Raw genomic sequence first — 22,478 nt, forward strand, 5'->3', positions numbered from 1 at the left:
GCCAAGAGTGCCCTTGTGCGTCACCCTGCGGCGTGACAGTCAGGATCAACTTTTCAGAATCTGCAAATTACCATGTCCCCCACGCCCTCCTCAGTGCCTGCGCATGAACATCCCCTGCCCGACGAGGTGCAGGCCCGTATCCTCGCGCGCAGCCCGGCGCAGTGTTTCCGCCATGGCATGGTGCAGTCGATCCCCTTCCTCGTCCCGCTGCTGCCCTTCGGCATCCTGTTCGGGGTGCTGGCCTCGGAAGCGGGCCTCGATCTCTCACAGGTGATCGGCTTCTCGGTGCTGGTGCTGGCCGGGGCTTCGCAATTCACCGCCGTGCAGCTTCTTTCCGACAATGTGCCGGTCGTGCTGGCCATCGTCTCGGCGCTGGCGGTGAACCTGCGCATGGCGATGTATTCGGCCTCGCTGGTGCCCTGGCTCGGCTCGGCCCCGGGCAAGGACCGGGCGGCAGTCTCCTATCTGCTGGTTGACCAGACCTTTGCGCTCAGCATCCAGCATTACGAGATGAACCCGCGTCTCAGCCTCAAGCAGCGGCTTGGCTATTTCTACGGTGCCGCGGCGGCGATGTGCATTCCCTGGGCCATTGCCAGCGTCGTCGGCGCGCTGGTCGGCGAGGCCATCCCCGAGGGCATCGCGCTGGATTTCGCCGTGCCGATCACCTTCCTCGCGATGATCGCGCCGATGCTGCGCACGCTGGCGCATAAGGCGGCGGCGCTGGTGTCGGTACTGATGGCGCTGGCGCTGGCCTGGATGCCCGCCGGCACCGGGTTGTTGATCGCCGCGCCGATCGGCATGGCCGTGGGTGCCTGGGTCGAGGCCTGGCAGGAGCGGCGGCAGAAGGAGGCCACGGCATGATCGAGTTGTCCAACGCCCAGATCTGGCTGGTCATCCTGGTGCTGGGCGCCGGGACCTTCCTGATCCGCTGGTCCTTCCTCGGCGCGCTGGGGCGCTATGCCATGCCGGGCTGGGTGCTACGCCTCTTGCGCTATACCCCGGTTGCGGTGCTGCCGGCGCTGGTCGCGCCGCTGGTCATGTGGCCGGCGGCGACCGAAGGCCAGACCGACCCGGCACGGCTGATCGCCGCCGTTGTTACCGTCGCTGTCGGGATGATCTGGAAGAACATGCTGGCCGCGATCCTTGCCGGCGCGGCCACGCTGGTCCTGACGCTTCAGTTCCTGGGATAACCCGTGATCGTCCCGTCCTTCTGCTGCAGAAGGACGTTGTGATTGTTCGCCGGGTCGCCGTCGCGATGGCTTTTCGAGACCACGCCCGGACGGGTCAGGAACCATTGGCGCAGCTTCAACGGCGAGAAGCCGGTCGGCGCGCCCTGGAAGCCCGGCACCCGGTTCAGCACCTGCCCGGTATTGACGGCACAGAAGCTCTTGCTGGCCGCGCCCTCCTGCTCGGCCGAGCGGATGGCGGCATCGGCCACCGCCAGACTGACCGGCACCCGGTCCTCGGCCACCCAGTAGGTGCTGCGGGCGTGGTAATCGATGTAGAAGTTCTTGAAGTTCGGGGTGATGCCGTACAGCACGTCATGCCGTTCGGGGATGCGCGGGTGCTGCCAGCTGCCGGCCGGATCATAGATGATCCGCTGGCTGCCATTGATCATCAGCGCCGAATGCCCGCCCTCGCCCTTGGGAATGCCGATCACCGTGAAGAGGGTGATCGAAGGCGGCTCGTCCGAGACGAAGCGCGCGGCGCGCACCGCCTCGTCGCTGGCCCAGATATTGTCGGCCCCGCAAGCCGCCAGAGGCAGCGCCGCTGCCGCGACGAGGAATGTCCGTCTTTTCATGCTGCTGCCCCTGCCCGTCTTTTTATGTGAAGTGCCTGCGTCTGCCCGTATCAGGCGTTGGTCAGTGCCATGAAGACCAGCACGCCAAGCGAGATGATGACGACCCAGGTCGACAGCTTGACGAAGCCGGCAAAGGTCTTCTGGTGCGCGGTGATATCCATCTCGCCGTGCTTGTGCTCGGTGCCTTCGTGATGCGTGGCCATACGTCCCTCCGTTTCGGTTCGTTTTTCGGATAGCCGATTAGGAAAGGCCTGTCACGCCCCCCACAGCACCGCGCCATCGCTTTCACCCGCCGCCTGCACGATCCCCTGCCGGCGCAGGTGATTGACATGGGCCACCGCCTCGACCAGCGCCAGCCCGAACTCGGCCTCGCCGATCTTGCGCTTGAAGATGATGTCGAAACAGCCGACCGCGCTGCGCGGACCCTTGGCCAGCGCCCCGCTCAGCCGCTCGAGCGCGCCGTGGTGGTTGTCGATCAATTGCCGCAAGCGCAAGGGCAGGCCGGTAAAGGGCAGCTTGTGGCCGGGCAGGACCAGGTGCCGCTCCTCGGCCAGCTCGGCAAAGCGCAGGCACGATGCCAGCCATTCGCCCACCGGATCGGCCTCGGGCTCGGTCGGATAGACGCCGAGATTGGGCGAGATCGAGGGCAGCAGCTGGTCGCCGCCCAGGACCAGATCGCCATCCTCGGACCAGAAGGTCGCGTGTTCGGGCGCATGACCGTCGCCCATGTGCACCCGCCAGTCGCGGCCACCGAACCGCACCCGCTCGCCCTCGGTCAGGCGGGTGAAGCCTAGGGGCAGCGGATGGACGAAATCGACGAAGTTGAAGGGCCGCTCGGCCGCGCGCCGGTCCAGCAGCTCCTGCGGCATCCCCGCCCATCGCCAGAAGGCCAGCGATTGCGGCGAGGGCCGCGCCTGTTCGTCAAGGACCAGCATTCGCGCGGTCAGCCAGGCGGTGCGGCTCATCCACAGCTCGGCCCCCTCCCGGTCCATGAACCAGCCGGCAAGGCCGATATGGTCGGGATGGTGATGCGTGCCGATGACCCGGCGCACCGGGCGCGCCCCCAGCGGGCCGTCCAGCAGCGTCTGCCATATCGCCCGGCTGCGGCGCGAATCGAAGCCGGTATCGACGATGGTCCAGCCATCGCCCTCGTCCAGCGCGTAGACGTTCACATGGTCCAGCGCCATCGGCAAAGGCAGGCGCATCCAGAGCACGCCTTCGGCGATCTCGATCGCCTCGCCCTCGCCGGGCGGCTGCTCGACCGGATAGCGGATCACGCCCCGAAGGCCCCGGCCAGCTGGTCGTCGGTGATCGCTTCCAGATCCGCCAGCCCGGCCTGCGCCTCGGCCAGATCGGCGGCATAGCGCGGCATCACCCGGGTGATGAAGATCCGCGCCAGCACGATCCGGCCCGGATCGCCCGACATCGCCGCCTTCAGGTGGAACAGCGCACCCAGAACCTTGGCGAAGGCGTTCAGATAGGGCACCGCCCCGGCAAAACGGTCCTGCAGGTCGCGCTCCAGCATCGCTTGCGTGGCATCGCGCAGGTTCTCGGCCGCCTGGAAGGCATCATTGGCGAGGTCCGGCAGATCGGCCTGCGCCGCCTTGGCCACGTCCAGCATCTCGTCCAGCAGCCGATTCGCCGCCTCGCCGCCATCGGCCAACTTGCGACCGACCAGATCCATCGCCTGAATGCCGTTGGTGCCCTCATAGATGGGCGTGATGCGGACATCGCGCAGATATTGCGCCGCGCCGGTTTCCTCGATGAAGCCCATGCCGCCATGGACCTGCACGTTCATGTCGGCCACCCGGCAACCCACATCGGTGCCATAGGCCTTGGCGATCGGCGTCAGGAAGGCGGCGCGCGAGGCGCAATCCTCGTCCCCGGTCGAGCGCGCGACATCCGCGGTGATGGCGGTGGCAAGGCAGATGGCGCGGGCGGCAAAAACCTCGGCCCGGGCGGTGGCCAGCATCCGGCGCACATCGGCATGGCGGATGATCGGGCCGAACTGGTTGCGCTCGGTCGCGTATTCGACCGCCTGCTGCAGCGCCGCCTCGGCCACGCCGACGCCCTGCACGCCAACCCCCAGACGGGCTGCGTTCATCATGGTGAACATCGCGGCCATGCCGCCATGTTCCTTGCCGATCAGCCAGCCGGTCGCGCCCTCATAGCTCATGACGCAGGTGGGCGAGCCGTGGATGCCCATCTTGTGCTCCAGCGAAACGACCTTGAGGCTGTTGGCCACACCCGGATTGCCGTTCTCGTCGGGGATGAATTTCGGCACCATGAAGAGGCTGATGCCCTTGGTGCCCTTGCCGCCATCGGGCAGCCGCGCCAGCACCGCATGGCAGACGTTTTCCGTCACGTCGCTGTCGCCCCAGGTGATGAAAATCTTCTGCCCGGTGATCGAATAGGTGCCGTCCTCGTTGCGCTCGGCCTTGGTGGTCAGCGCACCCACGTCGCTGCCGGCACCCGGCTCGGTCAGGTTCATCGTGCCCGACCATTCGCCGCTGTTCAGCTTGGGCAGGTACAGCGCCTTCATCTCGTCATCGGCGTGATGCTGCAGCGCATCGATCTGGCCCTGGGTCAGCAGCGGGTTCAGCTGCAGCGACAGGCAGGCGCCCGACAGCATCTCGGCCACCGCCATGTTCAGCGCCTGCGGCAGGCCCATGCCGCCATATTCGGGGTCCGAGGCAAGGCCGATCCAGCCGCCCTCGGCAATGGCGCGGAAACCGGCCTCGAAGCCGGGGGAGGAGCGCAGCTTGCCGTTTTCCAGCCGGGCCGGGGTCAGGTCGCCATTGCGGTTCAGGGGGGCGATCTCGTTCTCGGCCAGCTTGCCGGCCTCGGAGAGGATGGCGTTGACCGTCTCGTCGGTGGCTTCGGCGAACAGCTCGGTCTTGGCCAATCGCGGGAAGTTCAACACATGGTTCAGGATGAAGGTGATCTGGTCGACGGGCGCGCGATAGCTCATGGTTGTTCCCCCCCTCGGTGCGGCTTGGCAAGTACGCCGGGCCGGCATATGCAGTTAACGCTGTCGTCACCTTAGCGACGGACCGTCCTGCGGCAACCCAAACCCGGCGTCACGAATGAAAACCCTGCGACTCGCCCCTGACGAAAGTGGCCTTGCCACGGCGGCGCATCTTCTGCGCCGGGGACAGACCGTCGCCATGCCGACCGAGACCGTCTATGGCCTTGCCGGGGATGCGCGAAACGGCGAGGCGGTCGCCGCCATCTATGCCGCAAAGGGCCGGCCCAGCTTCAACCCGCTGATCGTCCATGTCGCGGGTCTGGCCGAGGCCGAGGCCATCGCGACCTTTTCGGATGAGGCACGGGCGCTGGCGCAAGCCTTCTGGCCCGGCGCCCTGACGCTGGTGCTGCCGCTGCGCACGGACGCCGGCATTGCCTCGCTGGTGACCGCCGGTCTCGACACCGTGGCCATCCGCGTTCCGGCGGCCAGTGCGGCACAGGCTTTGCTGCGCAGCTTTGGCGGACCGCTTGCCGCGCCCTCGGCCAATGCCTCGGGCCGGATCAGCCCAACCAGCGCCGCGCATGTCCTAGATCCCGATGGTGGGCTCGATGGCCGCATTGCCGCGGTGCTCGATGCCGGTCCCTGCCCGGTCGGCGTGGAATCGACCATCATCGGATGGGAGCACGGTCAGCCCCTCATGCTGCGCCCCGGCGGATTGCCGTCGGAAGCCATCGAAGCCGCATTGGGCCGCCCGCTGGCGCAGCATCACGCCGACCCTTCCGCCCCCAGCGCACCCGGACAGCTGACCAGCCATTACGCCCCGAAGGCCGTGCTGCGCCTCAACGTGGACAGACCAGAGCCGGGCGAAACCTATCTCGATTTCGGCCATCCCGGGCCGCTGACCCTCTCGGCCCATGGCGATCTGGCCGAAGCCGCCGCGCATCTTTTCGACCTGCTGCGCCGCGCCGACCGGCTTGGCCGGCCCATCGCCGTCGCGCCGATCCCCGAGCATGGATTGGGCGTGGCGATCAATGACCGGCTGCGCCGCGCCGCCGCACCGCGCTGAACATTACTTCACCCGAAATATCCCGGGGGACTCGCCGCAGGCGATGGGGTCAGCGCCCCGTTATGCCCGTCCCGCCGCGCCCGACAAGAGCGAGGGATCGACCCCCTGCGCCTTCAGCGCCGCGCTCCATTTTCCGGGATTGTCGGCGCCGAAGATCAGCTCGTCGCCGCCCTCGCCGCTGAGCCAGCCATTGGCCAGCATCTCGTCCTCAAGCTGCCCCGGCCCCCAGCCGGCATAGCCAAGCGCCAGCACCGCCTGCCCCGGCCCCCGGCCATGCGCCAGATCCTCGAGAATGTCGCGGGTGGTGGTCATCGCCAGATGCGGACCGATGCGCAGCGTGCCCTCGGTGTCATCGCCCGCCTCGCCCACCTGATGCAGCACGAAGCCCCGCCCCGGCTCGACCGGGCCGCCATAGCGGACCTCTACCGGGCGGGTTCGGGTGTCGGTATCGATGCCAAGCTGGCCCAGCAGGTCGGAAAACTCGATTTCTGGCAGCGGGTGGTTCAGCACCAGCCCCATCGCCCCATCCTCGGAATGGGCGCAGATCAGCACCACCGAACGCGCGAAGCGGGGATCGCGCATCCCGGGCATCGCGATCAGGATCTTGCCGGTCAGGTCGGTCTCTTGGGTCATGCACTCTCCTATTGTCTCAAAGATCGGCCCGCTGTCGCAATCTTGCAAGGCCCGCGCAGCATTGTGACTTTCCGTCAGCCGGATGCCGCCTTAGACCCGGGGACATGAGACATCTCGCCCTTGCCCTGCTGATGCTGCCGATGGCCGCGCCATCCCATGCCGAGCCGGAGGCGCTGCCGCCCGGTCTGGTCGGCGCGCGGCTGCTGCCCGGCTGGACCGACGATCAGGGCCACCGCATCGCCGCGCTGGAACTGCTGCTGGAGCCGGGCTGGAAGACCTATTGGCGCAGCCCCGGCGATACCGGCATCGCGCCCAGCTTTGACTGGGACGGGTCCGGGAATATCGGCAGCGTCGTCTTTCACTGGCCGGCGCCCGAGCTGATCGATTCCGGCGGCAGCCGCAGCTTTGGCTTCCATGACCGGCTGGTCCTGCCCTTCGAGGTGGTGCCGGCGGATCAGGAGAAACCGGTCACGCTGGCGGCGACGGTCGATTTCGGCCTTTGCGAGAATATCTGCGTGCCGGCCAACCTGACGCTGACCGCGCCGCCGCCCGAGGACCAGCCCGATCTCGCCATTCAGGCGGCGCTGGCCGAGCAGCCGCAGCACAGCGACGAAAAGCCCGCCTGCGACCTGACCGAAATCGACGACGGGATACAGGTCGCGCTGACGCTGCCGGACGGCGAAGGGGTCAAGGCGGTCGCCGTCGAATTGCCCGACCGGCCCGAGGTCTGGGTCTCGATGGCCGAGACTGAGACCGATGCGAAGGGGGTCCTGACCGCCACGGCCGATCTGGTTCCGCCCGAGGGCAAACCCTTCGACCTCGACCCGGACACGCTCCGGATCACGCTGATCGGGGACGGGCCGGCGCGCGAGATGCGTGGCTGCGACGCTGCCGGATAAGGCCAAGCCCGCCCGCCACCGCCACCGCGACAAGCAGCGCGGCGAGGTACCAGACCAGCGCCTGCCCCGCTGACCCCGCCACCGGCCACCAGCCGGGCAGAGTCACGCCAAGCGCCGGCACCAGTGTCACCGGCAGCAGCACCAGCGCGAAACCGGCCAGTGCCAGCCCCGCCCCCAGCCGCAAGGGCAGGCGCAAGGGTCCCGCGCGCAGGCCCCGCCTGAGCCCGCGCCGGGCATGCACGATATCCTCGCCGATCCCCAATGCCGCCGGCACAACCAGAAGCACCACCAGCATCCCGAAGCCCAGACCATAGGCCAGCGTCACCACGGTGGGCTTCAGGAACAGCGCCTGCGACGAGCGTTCGTAAAGCAGCGGCGCGAGGCCCAGCACGGTCGTTGCCGTGGTCAGGAAAACCGGCCGCAGGCGGTTGCAGACCGCATCGATGATGGCGGGGCGCATCGCCCGGTCCTTGGCGTATTCGTCGATGGTCGAGATCAGCACGATGGAATCGTTGATGATGATCCCCGACATGCCGATCAGCCCGACGATCGAGAACATCGACATGGGCAGGCCCCAGATCGTATGCCCCCAGACAGCGCCGATCAGGCCGAAGGGAATCACCGCCATGACCACCACCGGCCGGGTCCAGGAGGCGAAGATCCATGCCAGCACCATGTAGATGCCCAGCATCGCCAGCGCGAAGCCCAGCCCCGCCTCGCCCAGAAAATCGCGTTCCTGCTCGGCGAGGCCGGTGGTTTCGAAGCTGATGCCGTAATCAGCGGCGATCTGCGGCATGATGCTGGTTTCCAGCGCGGCGGTGATCTCGGCGGCGCGGGCGGGGTCGTCATCGGAAATGTCGCCGGTGACCGAGATCATCCGCACCCCGTTCTCGCGCCGGACGGTCGAGAAGCCGGCCCGGCTGCCCACGGTGACGATATCGGCCAAAGGTACCCATTGTCCCGAGGCCGAGCGCATCATCATCCGGTCAAGGAAATCGCCGCGACGCTCGCTTTCCGGAAGTTCCACCCGGATCGCGCCGCTGCGGATGCCGACCGGAAAGGTCGCCGCCTCGATGCCGCCCAAACGCTGGCGCAATTCCCGCGCCAGCCCCTCGGTGGTGAAGCCAAGCGCCCGGCCCTGCGGGGTCAGTTCCAGCGCCAGCTCTTCCTTGTCATAGGACATGCTGTCTTCCAGCGCCGACACCTCGGGGAAGGCCGAGAGCCGGGTCTTCAGCGCCTCGGCCGCATCCTTCAGCCGCTGCGCATCGGCCCCGCTCATCCGGACCGAGATGGCGTCGCCCCCCGGTCCGCCCCGAAAGCCGCGGAAACTGATGGTCTCAAGCCGCGGGTCCGCCGGCATGGCGGCTTGCAGGTCGCCGACGAATTCGAAGCTGGAATAGGGCCGCAGGTCGGCATCGATCAGCTCGACCTGGATCGAGCCCAGCTGGTCGGGGTCCTTGGTCTCGGCCCCGGGCAGCGAGCGGCCGGAATTGCCGCCGATCTGGGCCATGGCATGGGTGACCGGGTTGGTGCCATATTCGGCCTCGTAATCGCCGGCCACGCGGTCCACCGCCGCCTGCACCAGCCCGAGAACGCGCATCGTATCCTCGCGCGTGGCGCCGGGCAGCATGGCGAAATTGCCCGCGACGCTGCCCTGTTCGGGCGAATCGAAAAAGCGCCACGGCACCTTGCCGGTGATCATCGCAGCCGCCGACCAGCCGAAAAGCGCAATGGTCGCGGCCAGCACCGGATAGCGCAGGCGGATGATCCAGCCGAGCATCGGGCGCACGGCGCGTTCGGTCAGCCAGTCGAGCCCCCGGTTCACCAGCCGCGAGGGCTTGTCATACCAGTTGTCGCGCGCCGCCCGGGTCAGGGCATGGGCCATGTGATTGGGCAGGACGAGGAAGCACTCGATCAGCGAGGCGACCAACACCATGATGACGGTCAGCGGAATATCGACGATCAGGTTGCCGAAGCGCCCGCCAATGGCCATCAGCCCGCCAAAGGCGATGACCGTGGTCAGCGTCGAGGAGACGACAGGTGCCGCCATGCGCTGCGCGGCGCGTTCGGCGGCAACCATCGCCCGCTCGCCCAGCTTGCGGGCGCGGTAATCGGCATGTTCGCCGACGACGATCGCATCATCGACGATGATCCCCAAGGTCAGGATCAGAGCGAAAAGCGAGATCATGTTCAGCGTCATGCCGAAGGCATACATCAGCCCGATGGCCGCGAGCAGCGAGGCCGGAATCCCCGCCGCCACCCAGAGCGCGGTGCGGGCGTTCAGGAACAGGAACAGCAGTGCCACCACCAGCCCCAGACCCATGATGGCATTGTCCACGAGGATCTGCAGCCGGCCCGAGATCTGTTCGGCCCGGGCGCGCACCAGCTCGATCTCGACCCCGTCGGGCAGCGAGGGGCGCATCTCGGCAGCGACCGCCTCGACCTCTTCCTGCATGGTGATGGCATCGCCGGCGGCGGCGCGCTGGACCTGGATGACCACGGCGGGATCGGTGCCGACATAGAAGGCCTCTTCGCGATCCATGCCGGTCGAGGTGACGGTGGCGACCTCGCCCACGGTCAGGATCGTGCCGTCGGGTTCCAGCCGCAGCGGGAGGGCTGCGACCGAGGCCGGATCGCGCGCCTCGGTTCCCGTGCGCACGCGCGAGGCGCCCGAGGCGACATCGCCCGCAGGCTGGGCAGTGGCGGCGGCGGCAACCACTTCGGCGATCTCGCTCATGGTCAGGTCGTTGCGGACCAGATCGGCGACGCGCACCTCGATCAGCGTCTCAGGCGCGGCCAGACCGGCGACGCTGGCGCGGGTGATGCCCCGCGCATAGAGCCGGTTCAGCATGTCATCGGCCAGCCGGCCCAGCTGATCGACGCCCAAGGGGCCCGAGATGACCACATCCGCCACCCGGTCGCGCCAGGCGCCTCGGGTGATCTCGGGTTCCTCGGCATCCTCGGGCAGGGTGTCCACCGTGGCCACGGCGGTTTCGACCTCGGCCATGGCGCGCGACATGTCCCAGCCCGGCTCGAATTCCAGCTCGATCCGGCCCGAACCCTGATTGGCCCGGCTTTCCTCCAGCGCCACGCCCTCAACGGCCAGCAGCACCGGCTCGAGCACGGCGATGACCGAGCGATCGACATCCTCGGCCCCGGCGCCGTCCCAACGGACCGAGATATTGACCTGTTCGATCACCGTGTCAGGGAAATACTGCGCCCGCATCCGTGGCGCGGCGACCAGCCCGCCCACCACCATGACCGCCAGAACCAGATTGGCCAGCGTTGCATGGCGGGTGAACAGCGACAGCAGGCCGCGACCGGGTTCCGGGGCCGGATCAGCCATCGGCCTGCGCCCCAGCGCGCTGCGCCTGCTGCTGCGGCGCATCCCCGCGCCGGTTCTGCGCCTCGGGCAGGCCCGGCTCACCCACTGGGGCGGCGGTATCGCGCACGAGGATACCGGCGCCCAGCTGCGGCGCGCGTTCGGCGACGATGCGCGCGCCGGCGAGGTCGGCGGCCACCGCGATCACCACGTCGTCGCCCTGACGCCGCAGCACCTCGACCGGGCGGGCGATCAGCCGGCTGTCAGGACCGACGACCAGCACCGCGCCGTCGCCCCCCACCGCCGAGGCCGGGATCAGCGCGGCATCGGGCAAGGGCGGCTCGTCGATCTCGACGGTGACGAAATCGCCCGGACGCAGCCGCGCATCGGGCTGATCGAGCCTTGCATAGACCGTGCGGCCCGCCGCGCCCTCGGCCACCGAAGCCGCAGAGCGGTCCAGATGCGCCGGCGCGGTGATCCGCCCGGCCGAGCCGTCCAGCACCACCCGCACCGGCGTGCCGACCAGCCGCGCTTCTTCCGCAACCAGCCGCGAATATTGCTGCAGCGACAGCGGGATCTGCACCTCCAGCGCGTCGGGGTCGATGATCTGGGCCAGTTGCTCGTTCTGGCTGACCAGCCCGCCCTCGACCGCCGTGACCGCCGTGACCCGCCCGGCAAAGTTGGCACGCACCTCGGTCAGTTCCAGTTCGCGCTGCGCCTCGGCCAGATCGATCTGGCTGCGCTGCAGGGCAATCTCGGCCAGCGAGACGGCGCTTTCGGCATCGGCCAGCGCCGATTGCCGCGACAGCACCGCCTGCGCCGCCGCGGAGGCTGCCAGTTCCGCCGCCTCGCGCTCGCCGCTGGTCCCCAGCCGCCGCTCGGCCAGTTCGCGCTGCCGCTCCATCGCTGCCTGGCGCAGCTCGACCTGCGCCCGTGCCGCCGCGAGATCATCCGTGCCGATGGCCACGGCGCGGCGCGCATCCTCCAGCGCGGCTTCGGCCTCGGCCTGCGCGGCCAGCAGATTATCCAGCACCGATTGCGCCTGCGCCGGATCGGTCTGCAGCAGCAACTGCCCGGCCTCGACCTGCCCTCCCTCGTGCAGATCAGGATCGAGATAGGTGATGCGCCCCGAGGCCCCGGCCCTCAGCTCCAACCGGCGACGCGAGTCGACGCGGCCATAGACCGACATCACAGGCGCGACCGTCGCGGGTTCAAGCGCGATCAGCCGCACGGTGAAGGCCTGCTCCTCGGCCTGCCGCCCGCCGGGACCACCGGTGCGCGCCTGTTCGAGCGCCTGCCATATCTGGAAGGCCGCCAGAAACAGCAGCCCGAAGGTCAAAGAAATGATGAACAGCCCGCCAAGGCTGCGAAGAAGAAAACGCATGTCAAACCTGCCCGTTGGGCAACGGTTAGCCCATGATTAGGAAATGAACCCTAAACGGGGCATGCGTCCAGCTTTTCCGCCAGTGACAGAAGGTCGGCCCAGGCCTCACGCTTGGCGGGCGGATTGCGCAGAAGATAGGCCGGATGGGTCATCGGCAAGGCGGGTCTGCCAAAGGCCTCGGTCCAGCCGCCGCGCAGCCGCAGAATGCCGCGCCGGCCCAGTGCAGCCTGGCAGGGCGTGTTCCCCATCAGCACCACGACATCGGGATCGACCAGCGCCACGTGGCGGCGCACGAAGGGCATCATCATCGCCATTTCATCGGGCGAGGGGTCGCGATTTCCCGGCGGGCGCCACGGTAAAACATTGGTGATGTAGAGCGCGCGTTCCGCATCCACCGCGTCCCGCGCCAGCCCGATGGCTGCGAACATGCGGTCCAGCAGCTGCCCGGCGCGACCGACGAAGGGGCGGCCCTGCCGGTCCTCCTCGTCGCCCGGCGCCTCGCCAAGGATCAGCACGCGGGCCTTCGGGTTGCCATCGGCGAAGGCAAAGTTCCGCGCGCCCTTCTTCAGCTCGATACCGTCGAACGCCTCCTGCGCGGCGGCCAACTGCTCCAGCGTCCCGGCCGCATCGGCCAGCCGCGTGGCCTCGGCCACCAAGGCCTCAAGCGGGCTTTCGTCGGGCAGGCGGGGTGCGGCCGTGGGCGTGTTCGCGGTGGGAGCCGCGATCGTCGGACGCGCAGCCGAAACTGGCTCGGCCAATTCGAAGCGATCGACCGGCGCATCCAGCATCGGCTCGTCCGCGCCCATCTCGGCCTGCCACTCCAAGAGCGCGAGCGCCGCCTCGGGCGTCAGATCGAGGCCAAGATATGTGGGGTTCCCGTCCATCGGCGCAGCCTAGCGCAGCCCTCAGTCGGCGACCAGCATATAGCCGGTGCCGCGCACGGTCTGCAGGAAGCGCGGCTCGCGCGGGTCGGGCTCGATCTTGCGCCTGAGCCGGGTGATCTGCACGTCGATGGCGCGCTCGCTGTTCTCGCCCTCGTCGCCATTGGCCGCCGCGCCGCCGCCGCGCCCCAGGTCCTCGATCAGATCGGTGCGGCTGACCGGCTGTCCCCGGCTGGCGGCAAGCCGGCGCAGCAGCGCCTGTTCGGTGCCGGTCAGCCGCAGGGGCGTTTCGCCCTGCCACAGCTCACCCTTCTCGGTGTCATAGCGCAGCATGCCGAGCGACAGGAATTTCTGCGTCGTCGCCTCGACCGTCGGCATCCGCCGCAGGATCGCCGCGATTCTCAGCAAAAGCTCGCGCGGCTCGAAGGGTTTCGACAGATAGTCATCGGCACCGCTTTCCAGCCCCGAGATCCGGTCCTCGGTCTCGCCCTTGGCGGTCAACAGCAGGATCGGCGTGTTGATCGACTTGCGCAGGTCGCGGGTCAGCGACATGCCATCCTCGCCCGGCATCATCACGTCGAGCACGATCAGGTCGAATTCCAGCCCCTTCAGCAACCGCCGCGCCTGCTGGGCGTCGCGGGCCTGGGTGACGAAATAGCCGTTCTTCTCCAGGAACCGCTTCAAGAGCGACCGGATACGCTCGTCATCATCGACGATCAGGATATGGGTATCGGCGGTGCTGGTCATGTCCGGTCGTCGGTCTGGTCCTTCATCGACTGATACTGTGCCCGTGTCTCGGGGTCCATCATCGCTTCGAGCACCTGCCGGAAGCCCGCCACCGCCTGCGGCCCGACGGCGCGATAGGCGGCGCGCATCCGCGCCCGCTGCGCCTCGGAGAGACGGCGTTCCAGCGCCGTGCCCTTCTCGGTCAGGTAAAGCTGCCGCTCGCGCCGGTCGCGCCGGCCGACGCGGCTTTCGACCAGCCCGTCCTCGATCAGCGTCCTGAGGACCCGGTTCAGCGATTGCTTGGTCACGCCCAGAACGTCCAGAAGCGAGGTCACCGTCAGCCCCGGACCGCGATTGATGAAATGCAGCGCCCGGTGATGGGCGCGGCCGTAATCCATATCCTCGAGAATCAGGTCGGGGTCCGAGGTGAAGGCGCGATAGGCGAAGAACATCGCCTCGATGCCGCCGCGCAACTGGTCATCGGTCAGGAACAGCAGGCTTTCCCCGCCAAGTCCCCCGATCCGCACCTTCTCCTGCATGGTTGTCTTTCTTTCCCCGGGGATATGGCAGTCTTGTTGACTTTCCTAGATTCGATTGCTAGCCGTCAAGCCGGTTTGCGCAATTTATCAGCCGAAGTTGGTGAGGATTGCGCAAGATTTGGAAAGCTAGGGGCCAGGAGGGTGACATGGCGGGTGCTTACGACGATCGCGACGGCAAGATCTGGATGGACGGCAAACTGGTTGAGTGGCGCGACGCGAATGTCCACATCCTGTCGCACGCGCTGCACTATGCCAGCTCGGTCTTCGAGGGCGAGCGCTGCTATTCCGGCAAGATCTTCAAAAGCCACGAACATTCGCTGCGGCTGATCGAATCCGCCCGGCTTCTGGACATGGAGTCGCCCTATAGCGCCGACGAGATCGACGCCGCCAAGGAGGCCGTGTTGGCGGCCAATGGCTTCACCGATGCCTATGTGCGCGCGGTGATGTGGCGCGGCTCGGGCGAGGATATGGGCGTCTCGGCCCGCCGCAATCCGGTGCGCATGGCCATCGCGGCCTGGGAATGGGGCAGCTACTACGGCGACGCCAAATGGCAGGGCGCGAAGCTGGACATCGCCAAGTGGAAGCGTCCCAGCCCAGAGACCATCCCCACCGCCGCCAAGGCCGCCGGCCTCTACATGATCTGCACCATGTCCAAGCACGCCGCCGAGGCCAAGGGCTGCTCGGACGCGCTGTTCATGGACTGGGAGGGCTTCGTGGCCGAGGCCACCGGCGCCAATATCTTCTTCGTCAAGGATGGCGAGATCCACACCCCGCTGGCCGACCGCTTCCTGAACGGTATCACCCGTCAGACCATCATCCAGATGCTGAAGGACAAGGGCCTGACCGTGCATGAACGCCGGATCAAGCCCGAGGAAATGGCCGATTTCAGCGAATGCTGGCTGACCGGCACCGCCGCCGAGGTGACCCCCGTGGGCCAGATCGGCGACTACATGTTCCAGGTCGGCAACGTGACCCGCGAGATCGCCGAGGATTACGAGAAGCTGGTCCGGGCCTAAGCCGTCATCACCATAACGAAAAGGCCGCCGGTATTGCGCCCGGCGGCCTTTTTCGTTTCAGGGTTCGGGCGCGGGCCCTAACCAGCGGCGCCGCGCGCCAGTTGATCCGTGCCCCACACCTCCATTGCCTCGATGATCGGGGCCAGAGTCTGCCCGCGCGGGGTCAGGCTGTATTCGACATGGGGCGGCACGGTTTCGAACACCTTGCGGGCGACAACCCCATCGGCTTCCAGCGCGCGCAGTTCCAAGGTCAGCATCCGTTGGGTGATCTCGGGGATGGCGCGCCGCAGCGCGTTGAAGCGGATCGGCTGGTCTTTGAGGTTGAACAGGATCAGCGGGGTCCATTTGCCGCCGATCACCTTCAGCGTCGCGGCCACCGGGCAGGCTTTCAGATCATCGCTCATCGGCACCTCGGGACAGTAGGGTCAGGGCAGTATAAAAATAGTGCGTACTTACGTGATTCGCAGCACCACCGTAATCTATCCCGGCACACAGAAGGAGAGAAATCATGTTTGTCGTGATGGGAGCAAGCGGACGGGTCGGCGGCGCGGTGCTGAAGGCCCTGAGCGAAGCGGGGCAGCCGGTACGCGCCCTGTGTCGAACCCCGAGGGCCGAGCCGGTGCCGGGTGTCGACTGGGTCTCGGTCGATGCGCTGGATCAGCAGGCGCTGACCCGCGCCTTCGAGGGCGCCAGCGCCGCCTTCGTGATGAACCCGGTGGCGCCGGACGCCAACGATGTGGACGAACAGGCCGCGCGGCTGTCGGCCTCGGTTGCGGGCGCGTTGCGGGCAGCGCGCCTGCCCTATGCGGTCGCCCTGTCCTCGCAGGGGGCGCATCTGCCACGCGGCACCGGGATTGTCGCCACGCTGAACGGGTTCGAGACCGCGCTGCGCGGGGCGGGCCTGCCGATGACCTTCCTGCGGCCGGCCTATTTCATGGAAAGCTGGTTGCCGGCGGCGATGATGGCCGCCGGAACCGGCGAGATGCCGGCCTTCCTCGCGCCGCTCGACCGCGCCATCGACTGCGTGTCGGCACAGGATGTCGGGCGAGCCGCGGCGGGCTATCTGATGAACCCACGCCCCGGTATCGTAAACCTGACCGGTCCCCGCCGCTATTCCGAGGCCGATGCTGCGGCTATCCTGTCACGGCACTCCGGCAGGCGCGTCACCGCCCTGCCCGTCCCCGGCAGTGACATTGCGGCAGCACATGAGGCTGCTGGCCTCGGCGCCTCGTTCTCGGCCGGCATTGCCGGGATGTATGCGGCGCTGAACGATACGGGCATTCCCTTCGAGACCGAGGGCGCGGAATGGTCCCACCAGCCCACGACGCTGGAAACGGTTCTCGCCGCGGCGGCCTGACGGCCACCGCTGAACCTAATCATCGATCGGAATTATCAGCGCGGCGGGCGCGGCTTCAGGCCGTGTGGCCGCGCTCGATCCGCACGAATTCGGCGGTCTTTCGGCCATCCTCGCTGCGGTCCTTGGGACGGCTGTGCAGCGCGGTGACGGCCGGATGCACCCCCGCCTCGCGTTCCTGCCTTGTGTATTCCCGCAGGCGCGCGGTGCCGTGATCGCGGGGTTGGTCGCTGATATGCTTGCTCATCTTCGGTCCTCCTCCGATGGTTGCCCTTCCTATATAGGGCCGAATCGGACCGAAGCAAAACCTTTAGGCCAGCCTGGTTAAGCCGCCTTGATCCCCTGCGCCGCCGCCAGCACCGCATGCAGCGCGATGGGATCGTCATTGGCGCGCAGCTTGGCTCGCAGGTCGCCATCGCGCAGCGTGCGCGACACCAGCGCCAGTGCCTTCAGGTGATCGACCCCGGTGCTTTTGGGTGCCAGGAGGGCAAAGATCAGGTCGACCGGCTGGCGATCCACGGCGTCGAAATCCAGCGGCTTGTCCAGCCGGATGAACAGGCCCACCACCTTCTCCGGCCCGTGCAGCCGGGCATGGGGCAGCGCGACGCCATGACCCACGCCGGTCGGGCCAAGGCTCTCGCGTTCCTGCAACGCGTCCAGCACCTCCGAGGCCGGCAGGCCATAGACGGTCTGGGCAAGTTCGGACAGTTCGTGGAACAGCCGCTTCTTTGACGTGACCTGTGACAGGGACCGGACGGCCCCCTGTTTCAGAATGTCACTGATCTGCATCTAGCCTGCCTTTCGGGGCGATCTGCCCGCGCCGCGCGGACCTGCGCGGGCGGGCAGAAATGGGTTGCGAAGGTCGTCGCAGTCCTAGCTACCGTTGCGCGGGTCGATCCAGCCGACATTCCCGTCATCACGGCGGTGGACGACATTGACGCCCCCATGTTTCTCGTTGCGGAACACCAGAAGCGGGATCCCCGCCAGTTCCATCTGCATCACCGCGTCGCCCACCGACAGGGTCGGCACCCGCGTTTCCATCTCGGCGATGATGATCGGCTGCAGGCCCGAGTCCTGCGATTCCCATTCATCCTCATCAGCCGCCAGCACATACATCCCGGCCTGACCGAATTCAACCGGCTCGGTGCGGTCCTTGTGGTGATCCTTCAGCCGGCGCTTGTAGCGGCGCAGCTGCTTGTCCATGCGTTCGCGGCAGGAATCGAAGGCGGCATAGACCTCGGTGGCGGCACCCTTGGCCTGAACCGTCAGGCCAGTGGACAGGTGAACAACGGAATCACACAGATACTGGTGCGCATCGCGGGAAAAGGTAATCGTCGCATCAGTGGGACGCTGCGAATACTTGTCCAGCACCTCGCCCAACTCGTTCTTGACATGCGTGGTCAGAGCCTCGCCAACGTCGATGTGTTTTCCGCTGATGGTGTAGCGCATCATGTTTCCTTTCCGGTTGCCCGGCCGGGCGCTTCCGCGAACCTGGGTGCGCGGTCCGGCGCGGGTGAGGGCGGTAACGCAACCGCCCATCAGCATATTTGGTGACAGTCCGCGCCACCTGTCAACGGGGCGGCGACAATTCGCCCAAAGCAGCCCCGTGATCGCCGCCGAGGAACCGGGCATTGCTGTCGTCGGTTGGCTGATCGATCGTTGCGATCACCGCTCGCCAATGCCCGAAGAGGTTCGTCACATGTATCGTTTTTCCCTGCAATCCGCCGCCACCGCCCTGTTCCTGTCGATGGCAGCAGCCGGTGCCAACGCGCAAGACAGCAGCACGCCCGCAGCCGATCCCGCGGCAGTCACCAACCCGCCCGAGGCCGCTGTGGACGCGGCAGCCGCACCGCAGGATTGCGCCGGCGTGAAGGCGTTGGAAGCCGGCCTGCCCACGGCACAGAAGGCCGTCGACCTGGCCGAGAAGGACCTGGCGACAGAGCAGAACGTGATCAGCGCCTTCAACAAGCTGGGCGAGTCGGTCGCGGACGCGCTGGATGACGACGACAACAATGCCACCGCCTGCTACATCGCCGCGCTGGAAGCCGCGCAGCAGCAGGCGACACCCGACATGGATGGCGTGTCCCCCACCATCGTCTCGGACAAGATCGTGCGCGGCTGGGGCGATGCCTGCGAGGATGCGGCTGATGCCGATGCGGTGACTGCCTGCCTGACCGATGCCGTCGCCGCGCGCGAAGACGGCCACCTGACTGAGTTGCAGCTCGTGTCCATGGTCAACAGCCTGCCCACCGACTCGGTCGAACTGGACGACCAGCAAAGCACGGCGCTGCTGGAACTGGTGAAGGAAAAGGTCGAGGCGGGCGTGCTGAGCACGTCGCAGCAATCCTCGATCGTGGACGACATTCTCGGCCAGTAAACCGCTGCCCAGAGCGCGAAGGCCTCAGCCGAGGCTGAAGCCTTCGCCCAGGTAGACCTCGCGCACGCGCGGGTCATCGACGATTTCCTGGGTCTTGCCCGACATCAGCACATGACCGTCATGCAGGATATAGGCGCGGTCGACGATGCCAAGCGTTTCGCGGACATTGTGGTCGGTGATCAGCACGCCGATGCCGCGCGATTTCAGGTCATGAACCAAGGTGCGGATCTCGCCCACGGCGATCGGATCGACGCCGGCAAAGGGTTCGTCGAGCAAGAGGAAACTCGGGTTCGAGGCGAGGCACCGCGCGATCTCGACCCGCCGCCGCTCGCCCCCCGACAGGGCGAGTGCCGGGGCATTGCGGATATGGCCGATGGAAAAATCGCCCAACAGTTCTTCCAGCCGCATCCGGCGCTTGTGGACATCGGATTCGACCACCTCCAGCACCGCCATGATGTTCTGCTCGACCGTCAATCCGCGAAAGATCGACATCTCCTGCGGCAGGTAGCCGATGCCCATGCGGGCGCGACGGAACATCGGCAGGCCGGTGGCGTCCTTGCCATCGATGCTGACCTGCCCGGCATCGGGCGTCACCAGCCCGGCGATGCAGTAAAAGCAGGTGGTTTTGCCCGATCCGTTCGGCCCCAGCAGCGCCACCACCTCGCCCCGCGCCAGATCGATCGAGACATCACGGATCACCGGGCGGTTGCGATAGGACTTGCGCAGCTCGCGAACGGCCAACCCGGTCTTCGCCGCCGTCGCGGCGCCGCCATCCATCAGTTGCCCGCCGGCTGCAGGACGCTGCGCACGCGGCCCTGCACCTGTGCCGTGCCATCGGCCAGCTGGACCTGCATCTTGTCACCAGTCAGCACGTTCTGGCCCTGGGTCAGCACCACGTCGCCGGCCAAGTCGATGACCCCGCTGGCCACGTCATAGACCGCCTCGGCGGCCTCAGCGGCATCGGGACCGCTGACCAGCACCACGCCGCCCTTGGCCTTCAGCGTCTGGATCTTCTGCTGCCCGCCCTCGGCATAGACCACTGTCACCTCGCCGGCCTGCAGCTTCATCTCGCCCTGGGCGATGATGACATTGCCGGTAAACACCGCCTCGCCATTGGCCTGGTTCACCGACAGGCTGTCCGCCGACATCTCGACCGGCAGGCTGGTATCCGCCTTCATGCCGCCGAAGGCGACATTCTGCGCCCCGACAGGCAGGGCGGCACCCATGAACAGGGCAGCGATCAGGACAGGGCGGAACATCGGCTGGGTCCTTTCGGAAGGTCAGGGCTGGTATATCAGACGCACGCCATCAGTGAAATTCAAGAGATGATCACCTGCCTCATCCGCGCGTGAGAGGTCCATCGCCCCGGCGGTCAGCTGGCCGAAGGGCGCAAAGGCATTCACTTCCTCGGGCGCGACGATGGCTGACTTGCTCTCGCTGTCGCCGGTGGGGCTGTCCACCACTGGCGTGGTCATGGCCCAGCCCGACGAGGTGGTGATGCGCACACCGCCGCTCAGCCGGATCTTGCCATCCTCCAGCGCCCCGCCGGGCGCGGTCATATCGGCGGCCAGTCCGTCCTCGGCCCGCCAGGTCATCCTGAGCCTGCTGGCATCGCCGTCCGCCTCGCCCGCGCTGCTGACCTTGTCGGCCCGCAGCGTGATGGCGGCACCGTCAGCCGTCACCCCGGCATATTCCGGCAGCACCATCTGCGGCTCGCGCGCCAGTTCCTCGGCTTCGACATCGGCATAGGGGATCGAGGACTCCTCGCCCTTCTCGGTCGAGAACAGGAACAGCGTCGACAGGATCGCCAGCGCCACCAGCGGCAAAAGCACGCGCAGCCAGCGGACGATGCGGGTGCGCGACATGGCCTAGACGATCCCGGCGCGCAGGCAGTCATGGATGTGCAGGATGCCGCCGGGGCGGCCATCGCGCACGGCAAAGAGCGTGGTGATCTTGCGCGACTGCATCTCGGCCAGCGCGGCCTCGGCCAGCGCGGCCGGGTCGATGGTGCGCGGATTGGCGGTCATCACCTCGCCGGCGCTGTGGGTCAGCAGCCCGTCCATGTGACGACGCAGGTCGCCGTCGGTGACGATCCCGACCAGAAGCCCGGCGGCATCGGTGACACCGGCCACGCCAAATCCCATCTGGCTCATCACCAGAAGCACATCGGCCATCGGCGCATCCTCGGCCACCAGCGGCATATCCTCGTGCATCAGGTCACCGACCTTGGCCAGACGGGCGCCCAGCTTACCGCCGGGGTGGAAGGTGCGGAAATGCTCGGGGGTGAACTTGCGATGCTCCATCAGCGCCACCGCCAGCGCATCGCCAAGCGCCAGAGTCATCGTGGTCGAAGTGGTCGGCACGATCCCGGTGCCGCAGGCTTCGGTCGCCGCAGGTAGCACCAGCGCCACATCGGCCTGGCGCAGCAAGGTCGATTCGGGTCGCGAGGCCACACCGATCAGCGGAATCGAGAAGCGCCGGGTATGGGCGATCAGATCGGCCAGTTCCGGGGTTTCGCCGCTGTTGGACAGCACGATCGCCACGTCGCTTTCCGTCACCATGCCCAGGTCGCCATGGCTGGCCTCGGCCGGATGCACGAATTGCGCGGGCGTGCCGGTCGAAGCCAGCGTCGCCGCCAGCTTGCGGCCGATATGACCCGACTTGCCCATGCCGGACACGATCACCCGGCCCTTCGCGGCCAGGATCACCTCGACCGCCCGGGTGAAATCAGGCCCCAACCCTTCGGCCAACTGCGCAAGCCCCGCCGCCTCGGTCTCGATCACCCGCCGCGCTGTCTCGATGTAATCCGCCAAATCGCGGTCCTTCTCTTTCGTCCAAATATCCTCTGGGGTCCGGGGGGCGACACCCCCCGGTCTGACCGTCCCCATCTAGTGATGGAAGATGTCGTTTTCATCCCCCCAGCCCAGCAGGTCCAGATGGGCCCGGGCGGGCAGGAAGTCGAAACAGGCCTGCGCCAGCCGCATCCGGCCCTCGCGCTTCAGCTTCTCTTCCAGCGCGGCCTTGAGCTTGTGCAGGTAAAGAACATCCGAGGCCGCATATTCCAGCTGTGCATCGGTCAGGTTGGCCGCGCCCCAGTCGCTGGTCTGCTGCTGCTTGCTGACATCGACGCCGACCAACTCGCTGAGCAGGTATTTCAGCCCGTGGCGGTCAGTATAGGTGCGGATCAGCTTGGACGCGATCTTGGTGCACCAGACCGGCGTGGTCACGACGCCAAAGGCGCTCTCCAGCGCGGCGATGTCGAAGCGGCCGAAATGGAACAGCTTCTGAACCTTGGGATCGGTCAGCATCGCCGTCAGGTTCGGCGCCTCGGTCTGGCCGCGGGCGATCTGCACCAGATGCGCATCGCCATCGCCCGAGGACAGCTGCACCAGGCACAGCCGGTCACGCCGATGGTCCAGACCCATGGTCTCGGTGTCGATGGCCACGACCGGGCCAAGATCAAGACCGTCCGGCAAATCGTTCTGATACAGATGGATGCTCATCGCTGCCCC

At 67.3% G+C, this 22,478-nt stretch carries 26 protein-coding genes; 7 read left to right on the forward strand and 19 right to left on the reverse strand.

Going from position 1 to position 22,478, the window contains the following annotated elements:
• Nucleotides 1-72 precede the first annotated feature (72 nt).
• Both CX676_RS12190 and CX676_RS12195 read left to right on the forward strand, forming a co-directional pair.
• Complete coding sequence (locus CX676_RS12190; RefSeq protein WP_101752863.1) at nucleotides 73-861, forward strand: AzlC family ABC transporter permease; 789 nt, start codon at nucleotides 73-75, stop codon at nucleotides 859-861.
• The gene (locus tag CX676_RS12195; protein WP_101752864.1) at nucleotides 858-1,190 is read left to right on the forward strand and encodes an AzlD domain-containing protein; all 333 of its coding nucleotides are present in this window, start codon (nucleotides 858-860) and stop codon (nucleotides 1,188-1,190) included. The genes CX676_RS12190 and CX676_RS12195 overlap by 4 nt, the downstream gene beginning before the upstream one ends.
• Here CX676_RS12195 and CX676_RS12200 read toward each other — a convergent pair.
• Genes CX676_RS12200 through CX676_RS12215 form a run of 4 tightly spaced genes read right to left on the reverse strand, consistent with a single transcriptional unit; the run spans nucleotide 1,175 to nucleotide 4,772 of the window.
• Entirely contained in the window at nucleotides 1,175-1,801 is a 627-nt protein-coding gene (locus tag CX676_RS12200; RefSeq protein ID WP_101752865.1) for a hypothetical protein, read from the reverse strand. The genes CX676_RS12195 and CX676_RS12200 overlap by 16 nt on opposite strands.
• A gap of 50 nt (nucleotides 1,802-1,851) precedes the next feature.
• Entirely contained in the window at nucleotides 1,852-2,004 is a 153-nt protein-coding gene (locus CX676_RS12205; protein ID WP_101752866.1) for an aa3-type cytochrome c oxidase subunit IV, read from the reverse strand.
• 51 nt (nucleotides 2,005-2,055) lie between these two features.
• Entirely contained in the window at nucleotides 2,056-3,075 is a 1,020-nt protein-coding gene (locus CX676_RS12210) for an MBL fold metallo-hydrolase (protein ID WP_232816655.1), read from the reverse strand.
• A complete protein-coding gene (locus CX676_RS12215; RefSeq protein WP_101752867.1) occupies nucleotides 3,075-4,772 on the reverse strand; it encodes an acyl-CoA dehydrogenase in 1,698 nt (565 codons plus the stop codon). Before CX676_RS12215 ends, CX676_RS12210 begins: the two co-directional genes overlap by 1 nt.
• Before the next feature lie 115 nt (nucleotides 4,773-4,887).
• On the opposite strand from CX676_RS12215, the gene CX676_RS12220 reads away from it, so the two are divergent.
• Nucleotides 4,888-5,835: an L-threonylcarbamoyladenylate synthase gene (locus CX676_RS12220; RefSeq protein ID WP_101752868.1), complete on the forward strand. Its 948-nt coding sequence runs from the start codon at nucleotides 4,888-4,890 to the stop codon at nucleotides 5,833-5,835.
• A gap of 60 nt (nucleotides 5,836-5,895) precedes the next feature.
• Here the strand turns inward: CX676_RS12220 and CX676_RS12225 are convergent, their stop codons facing one another.
• A complete protein-coding gene (locus CX676_RS12225) occupies nucleotides 5,896-6,468 on the reverse strand; it encodes a YqgE/AlgH family protein (RefSeq protein ID WP_101752869.1) in 573 nt (190 codons plus the stop codon).
• A 104-nt stretch (nucleotides 6,469-6,572) separates the two neighbouring features.
• Here CX676_RS12225 and CX676_RS12230 point away from each other — a divergent pair, with 104 nt between their 5' ends.
• Nucleotides 6,573-7,367: a protein-disulfide reductase DsbD domain-containing protein gene (locus CX676_RS12230; protein WP_101752870.1), complete on the forward strand. Its 795-nt coding sequence runs from the start codon at nucleotides 6,573-6,575 to the stop codon at nucleotides 7,365-7,367.
• Here the strand turns inward: CX676_RS12230 and CX676_RS12235 are convergent.
• The 5 genes from CX676_RS12235 to CX676_RS12255 are packed head-to-tail and all read right to left on the reverse strand — an operon-like array spanning nucleotide 7,309 to nucleotide 14,219.
• Nucleotides 7,309-10,713 (reverse strand): efflux RND transporter permease subunit, encoded by a 3,405-nt coding sequence (locus tag CX676_RS12235; protein WP_101754304.1) that lies wholly within the window; start codon nucleotides 10,711-10,713, stop codon nucleotides 7,309-7,311. The two genes, CX676_RS12230 and CX676_RS12235, sit on opposite strands and share 59 nt — an antisense overlap.
• Entirely contained in the window at nucleotides 10,706-12,073 is a 1,368-nt protein-coding gene (locus tag CX676_RS12240) for an efflux RND transporter periplasmic adaptor subunit (RefSeq protein ID WP_101752871.1), read from the reverse strand. The genes CX676_RS12235 and CX676_RS12240 overlap by 8 nt, the downstream gene beginning before the upstream one ends.
• A 50-nt stretch (nucleotides 12,074-12,123) precedes the next feature.
• Nucleotides 12,124-12,957, reverse strand: a complete 834-nt coding sequence (locus tag CX676_RS12245) for a uracil-DNA glycosylase (RefSeq protein ID WP_101752872.1) — start codon at nucleotides 12,955-12,957, stop codon at nucleotides 12,124-12,126.
• A 21-nt stretch (nucleotides 12,958-12,978) separates the two neighbouring features.
• Entirely contained in the window at nucleotides 12,979-13,701 is a 723-nt protein-coding gene (locus tag CX676_RS12250; protein ID WP_101752873.1) for a response regulator, read from the reverse strand.
• The gene (locus CX676_RS12255) at nucleotides 13,698-14,219 is read right to left on the reverse strand and encodes a MarR family winged helix-turn-helix transcriptional regulator (RefSeq protein ID WP_101752874.1); all 522 of its coding nucleotides are present in this window, start codon (nucleotides 14,217-14,219) and stop codon (nucleotides 13,698-13,700) included. The genes CX676_RS12250 and CX676_RS12255 overlap by 4 nt, the downstream gene beginning before the upstream one ends.
• Before the next feature lie 146 nt (nucleotides 14,220-14,365).
• Here CX676_RS12255 and CX676_RS12260 point away from each other — a divergent pair, with 146 nt between their 5' ends.
• Complete coding sequence (locus CX676_RS12260; protein ID WP_101752875.1) at nucleotides 14,366-15,235, forward strand: branched-chain amino acid aminotransferase; 870 nt, start codon at nucleotides 14,366-14,368, stop codon at nucleotides 15,233-15,235.
• Between the two features lie 77 nt (nucleotides 15,236-15,312).
• Here the strand turns inward: CX676_RS12260 and CX676_RS12265 are convergent, their stop codons facing one another.
• The gene (locus CX676_RS12265) at nucleotides 15,313-15,639 is read right to left on the reverse strand and encodes a winged helix-turn-helix transcriptional regulator (RefSeq protein ID WP_101752876.1); all 327 of its coding nucleotides are present in this window, start codon (nucleotides 15,637-15,639) and stop codon (nucleotides 15,313-15,315) included.
• A gap of 104 nt (nucleotides 15,640-15,743) precedes the next feature.
• On the opposite strand from CX676_RS12265, the gene CX676_RS12270 reads away from it, so the two are divergent.
• Nucleotides 15,744-16,592 (forward strand): NmrA family NAD(P)-binding protein, encoded by an 849-nt coding sequence (locus tag CX676_RS12270; RefSeq protein WP_101752877.1) that lies wholly within the window; start codon nucleotides 15,744-15,746, stop codon nucleotides 16,590-16,592.
• Between the two features lie 55 nt (nucleotides 16,593-16,647).
• Here CX676_RS12270 and CX676_RS12275 read toward each other — a convergent pair whose 3' ends face one another.
• The 3 genes from CX676_RS12275 to hpf all read right to left on the reverse strand — a co-directional run bounded on the left by CX676_RS12275 (nucleotide 16,648) and on the right by hpf (nucleotide 18,038).
• Nucleotides 16,648-16,836, reverse strand: a complete 189-nt coding sequence (locus tag CX676_RS12275) for a hypothetical protein (RefSeq protein WP_101752878.1) — start codon at nucleotides 16,834-16,836, stop codon at nucleotides 16,648-16,650.
• A 77-nt stretch (nucleotides 16,837-16,913) separates the two neighbouring features.
• The gene (locus tag CX676_RS12280; RefSeq protein ID WP_101752879.1) at nucleotides 16,914-17,378 is read right to left on the reverse strand and encodes a PTS sugar transporter subunit IIA; all 465 of its coding nucleotides are present in this window, start codon (nucleotides 17,376-17,378) and stop codon (nucleotides 16,914-16,916) included.
• A gap of 84 nt (nucleotides 17,379-17,462) precedes the next feature.
• Nucleotides 17,463-18,038 carry a ribosome hibernation-promoting factor, HPF/YfiA family gene (hpf, locus tag CX676_RS12285; protein ID WP_101754305.1) on the reverse strand — a complete coding sequence of 192 codons (576 nt, stop codon included), beginning with the start codon at nucleotides 18,036-18,038 and terminating at the stop codon, nucleotides 17,463-17,465.
• A gap of 250 nt (nucleotides 18,039-18,288) precedes the next feature.
• Here hpf and CX676_RS12290 point away from each other — a divergent pair, with 250 nt between their 5' ends.
• Nucleotides 18,289-18,966: a hypothetical protein gene (locus CX676_RS12290; RefSeq protein WP_157935917.1), complete on the forward strand. Its 678-nt coding sequence runs from the start codon at nucleotides 18,289-18,291 to the stop codon at nucleotides 18,964-18,966.
• A gap of 24 nt (nucleotides 18,967-18,990) precedes the next feature.
• On the opposite strand, the gene lptB is transcribed toward CX676_RS12290, so the two are convergent.
• The 5 genes from lptB to CX676_RS12315 all read right to left on the reverse strand — a co-directional run bounded on the left by lptB (nucleotide 18,991) and on the right by CX676_RS12315 (nucleotide 22,469).
• A complete protein-coding gene (gene lptB, locus CX676_RS12295) occupies nucleotides 18,991-19,743 on the reverse strand; it encodes an LPS export ABC transporter ATP-binding protein (RefSeq protein WP_101752881.1) in 753 nt (250 codons plus the stop codon).
• Nucleotides 19,743-20,225 (reverse strand): LptA/OstA family protein, encoded by a 483-nt coding sequence (locus CX676_RS12300; protein ID WP_101752882.1) that lies wholly within the window; start codon nucleotides 20,223-20,225, stop codon nucleotides 19,743-19,745. The genes lptB and CX676_RS12300 overlap by 1 nt, the downstream gene beginning before the upstream one ends.
• Nucleotides 20,226-20,246: 21 nt before the next feature.
• Complete coding sequence (locus CX676_RS12305; RefSeq protein ID WP_101752883.1) at nucleotides 20,247-20,831, reverse strand: hypothetical protein; 585 nt, start codon at nucleotides 20,829-20,831, stop codon at nucleotides 20,247-20,249.
• A 3-nt stretch (nucleotides 20,832-20,834) separates the two neighbouring features.
• Nucleotides 20,835-21,779 carry a KpsF/GutQ family sugar-phosphate isomerase gene (locus CX676_RS12310; RefSeq protein WP_232816441.1) on the reverse strand — a complete coding sequence of 315 codons (945 nt, stop codon included), beginning with the start codon at nucleotides 21,777-21,779 and terminating at the stop codon, nucleotides 20,835-20,837.
• 75 nt (nucleotides 21,780-21,854) lie between these two features.
• A complete protein-coding gene (locus CX676_RS12315; RefSeq protein ID WP_101752885.1) occupies nucleotides 21,855-22,469 on the reverse strand; it encodes a ribonuclease D in 615 nt (204 codons plus the stop codon).
• Between the last annotated feature and the right edge of the window lie 9 nt (nucleotides 22,470-22,478).

This window comes from Paracoccus zhejiangensis (genome assembly GCF_002847445.1).
GTDB lineage: Bacteria > Pseudomonadota > Alphaproteobacteria > Rhodobacterales > Rhodobacteraceae > Paracoccus > Paracoccus zhejiangensis.

Excerpts from the sequence above, each read along its gene's own strand:
- CX676_RS12190 (WP_101752863.1), top strand. The coding sequence starts at position 73 with ATGTCCCCCACGCCCTCCTCAGTGCCTGCGCATGAACATCCCCTGCCC.
- CX676_RS12195 (WP_101752864.1), top strand. The coding sequence starts at position 858 with ATGATCGAGTTGTCCAACGCCCAGATCTGGCTGGTCATCCTGGTGCTG.
- CX676_RS12200 (WP_101752865.1), bottom strand. The coding sequence starts at position 1,801 with ATGAAAAGACGGACATTCCTCGTCGCGGCAGCGGCGCTGCCTCTGGCG.
- CX676_RS12205 (WP_101752866.1), bottom strand. The coding sequence starts at position 2,004 with ATGGCCACGCATCACGAAGGCACCGAGCACAAGCACGGCGAGATGGAT.
- CX676_RS12215 (WP_101752867.1), bottom strand. The coding sequence starts at position 4,772 with ATGAGCTATCGCGCGCCCGTCGACCAGATCACCTTCATCCTGAACCAT.
- CX676_RS12220 (WP_101752868.1), top strand. The coding sequence starts at position 4,888 with ATGAAAACCCTGCGACTCGCCCCTGACGAAAGTGGCCTTGCCACGGCG.
- CX676_RS12225 (WP_101752869.1), bottom strand. The coding sequence starts at position 6,468 with ATGACCCAAGAGACCGACCTGACCGGCAAGATCCTGATCGCGATGCCC.
- CX676_RS12230 (WP_101752870.1), top strand. The coding sequence starts at position 6,573 with ATGAGACATCTCGCCCTTGCCCTGCTGATGCTGCCGATGGCCGCGCCA.
- CX676_RS12235 (WP_101754304.1), bottom strand. The coding sequence starts at position 10,713 with ATGGCTGATCCGGCCCCGGAACCCGGTCGCGGCCTGCTGTCGCTGTTC.
- CX676_RS12240 (WP_101752871.1), bottom strand. The coding sequence starts at position 12,073 with ATGCGTTTTCTTCTTCGCAGCCTTGGCGGGCTGTTCATCATTTCTTTG.
- CX676_RS12245 (WP_101752872.1), bottom strand. The coding sequence starts at position 12,957 with ATGGACGGGAACCCCACATATCTTGGCCTCGATCTGACGCCCGAGGCG.
- CX676_RS12250 (WP_101752873.1), bottom strand. The coding sequence starts at position 13,701 with ATGACCAGCACCGCCGATACCCATATCCTGATCGTCGATGATGACGAG.
- CX676_RS12255 (WP_101752874.1), bottom strand. The coding sequence starts at position 14,219 with ATGCAGGAGAAGGTGCGGATCGGGGGACTTGGCGGGGAAAGCCTGCTG.
- CX676_RS12260 (WP_101752875.1), top strand. The coding sequence starts at position 14,366 with ATGGCGGGTGCTTACGACGATCGCGACGGCAAGATCTGGATGGACGGC.
- CX676_RS12265 (WP_101752876.1), bottom strand. The coding sequence starts at position 15,639 with ATGAGCGATGATCTGAAAGCCTGCCCGGTGGCCGCGACGCTGAAGGTG.
- CX676_RS12270 (WP_101752877.1), top strand. The coding sequence starts at position 15,744 with ATGTTTGTCGTGATGGGAGCAAGCGGACGGGTCGGCGGCGCGGTGCTG.
- CX676_RS12275 (WP_101752878.1), bottom strand. The coding sequence starts at position 16,836 with ATGAGCAAGCATATCAGCGACCAACCCCGCGATCACGGCACCGCGCGC.
- CX676_RS12280 (WP_101752879.1), bottom strand. The coding sequence starts at position 17,378 with ATGCAGATCAGTGACATTCTGAAACAGGGGGCCGTCCGGTCCCTGTCA.
- hpf (WP_101754305.1), bottom strand. The coding sequence starts at position 18,038 with ATGCGCTACACCATCAGCGGAAAACACATCGACGTTGGCGAGGCTCTG.
- CX676_RS12290 (WP_157935917.1), top strand. The coding sequence starts at position 18,289 with ATGTATCGTTTTTCCCTGCAATCCGCCGCCACCGCCCTGTTCCTGTCG.
- lptB (WP_101752881.1), bottom strand. The coding sequence starts at position 19,743 with ATGGATGGCGGCGCCGCGACGGCGGCGAAGACCGGGTTGGCCGTTCGC.
- CX676_RS12300 (WP_101752882.1), bottom strand. The coding sequence starts at position 20,225 with ATGTTCCGCCCTGTCCTGATCGCTGCCCTGTTCATGGGTGCCGCCCTG.
- CX676_RS12305 (WP_101752883.1), bottom strand. The coding sequence starts at position 20,831 with ATGTCGCGCACCCGCATCGTCCGCTGGCTGCGCGTGCTTTTGCCGCTG.
- CX676_RS12315 (WP_101752885.1), bottom strand. The coding sequence starts at position 22,469 with ATGAGCATCCATCTGTATCAGAACGATTTGCCGGACGGTCTTGATCTT.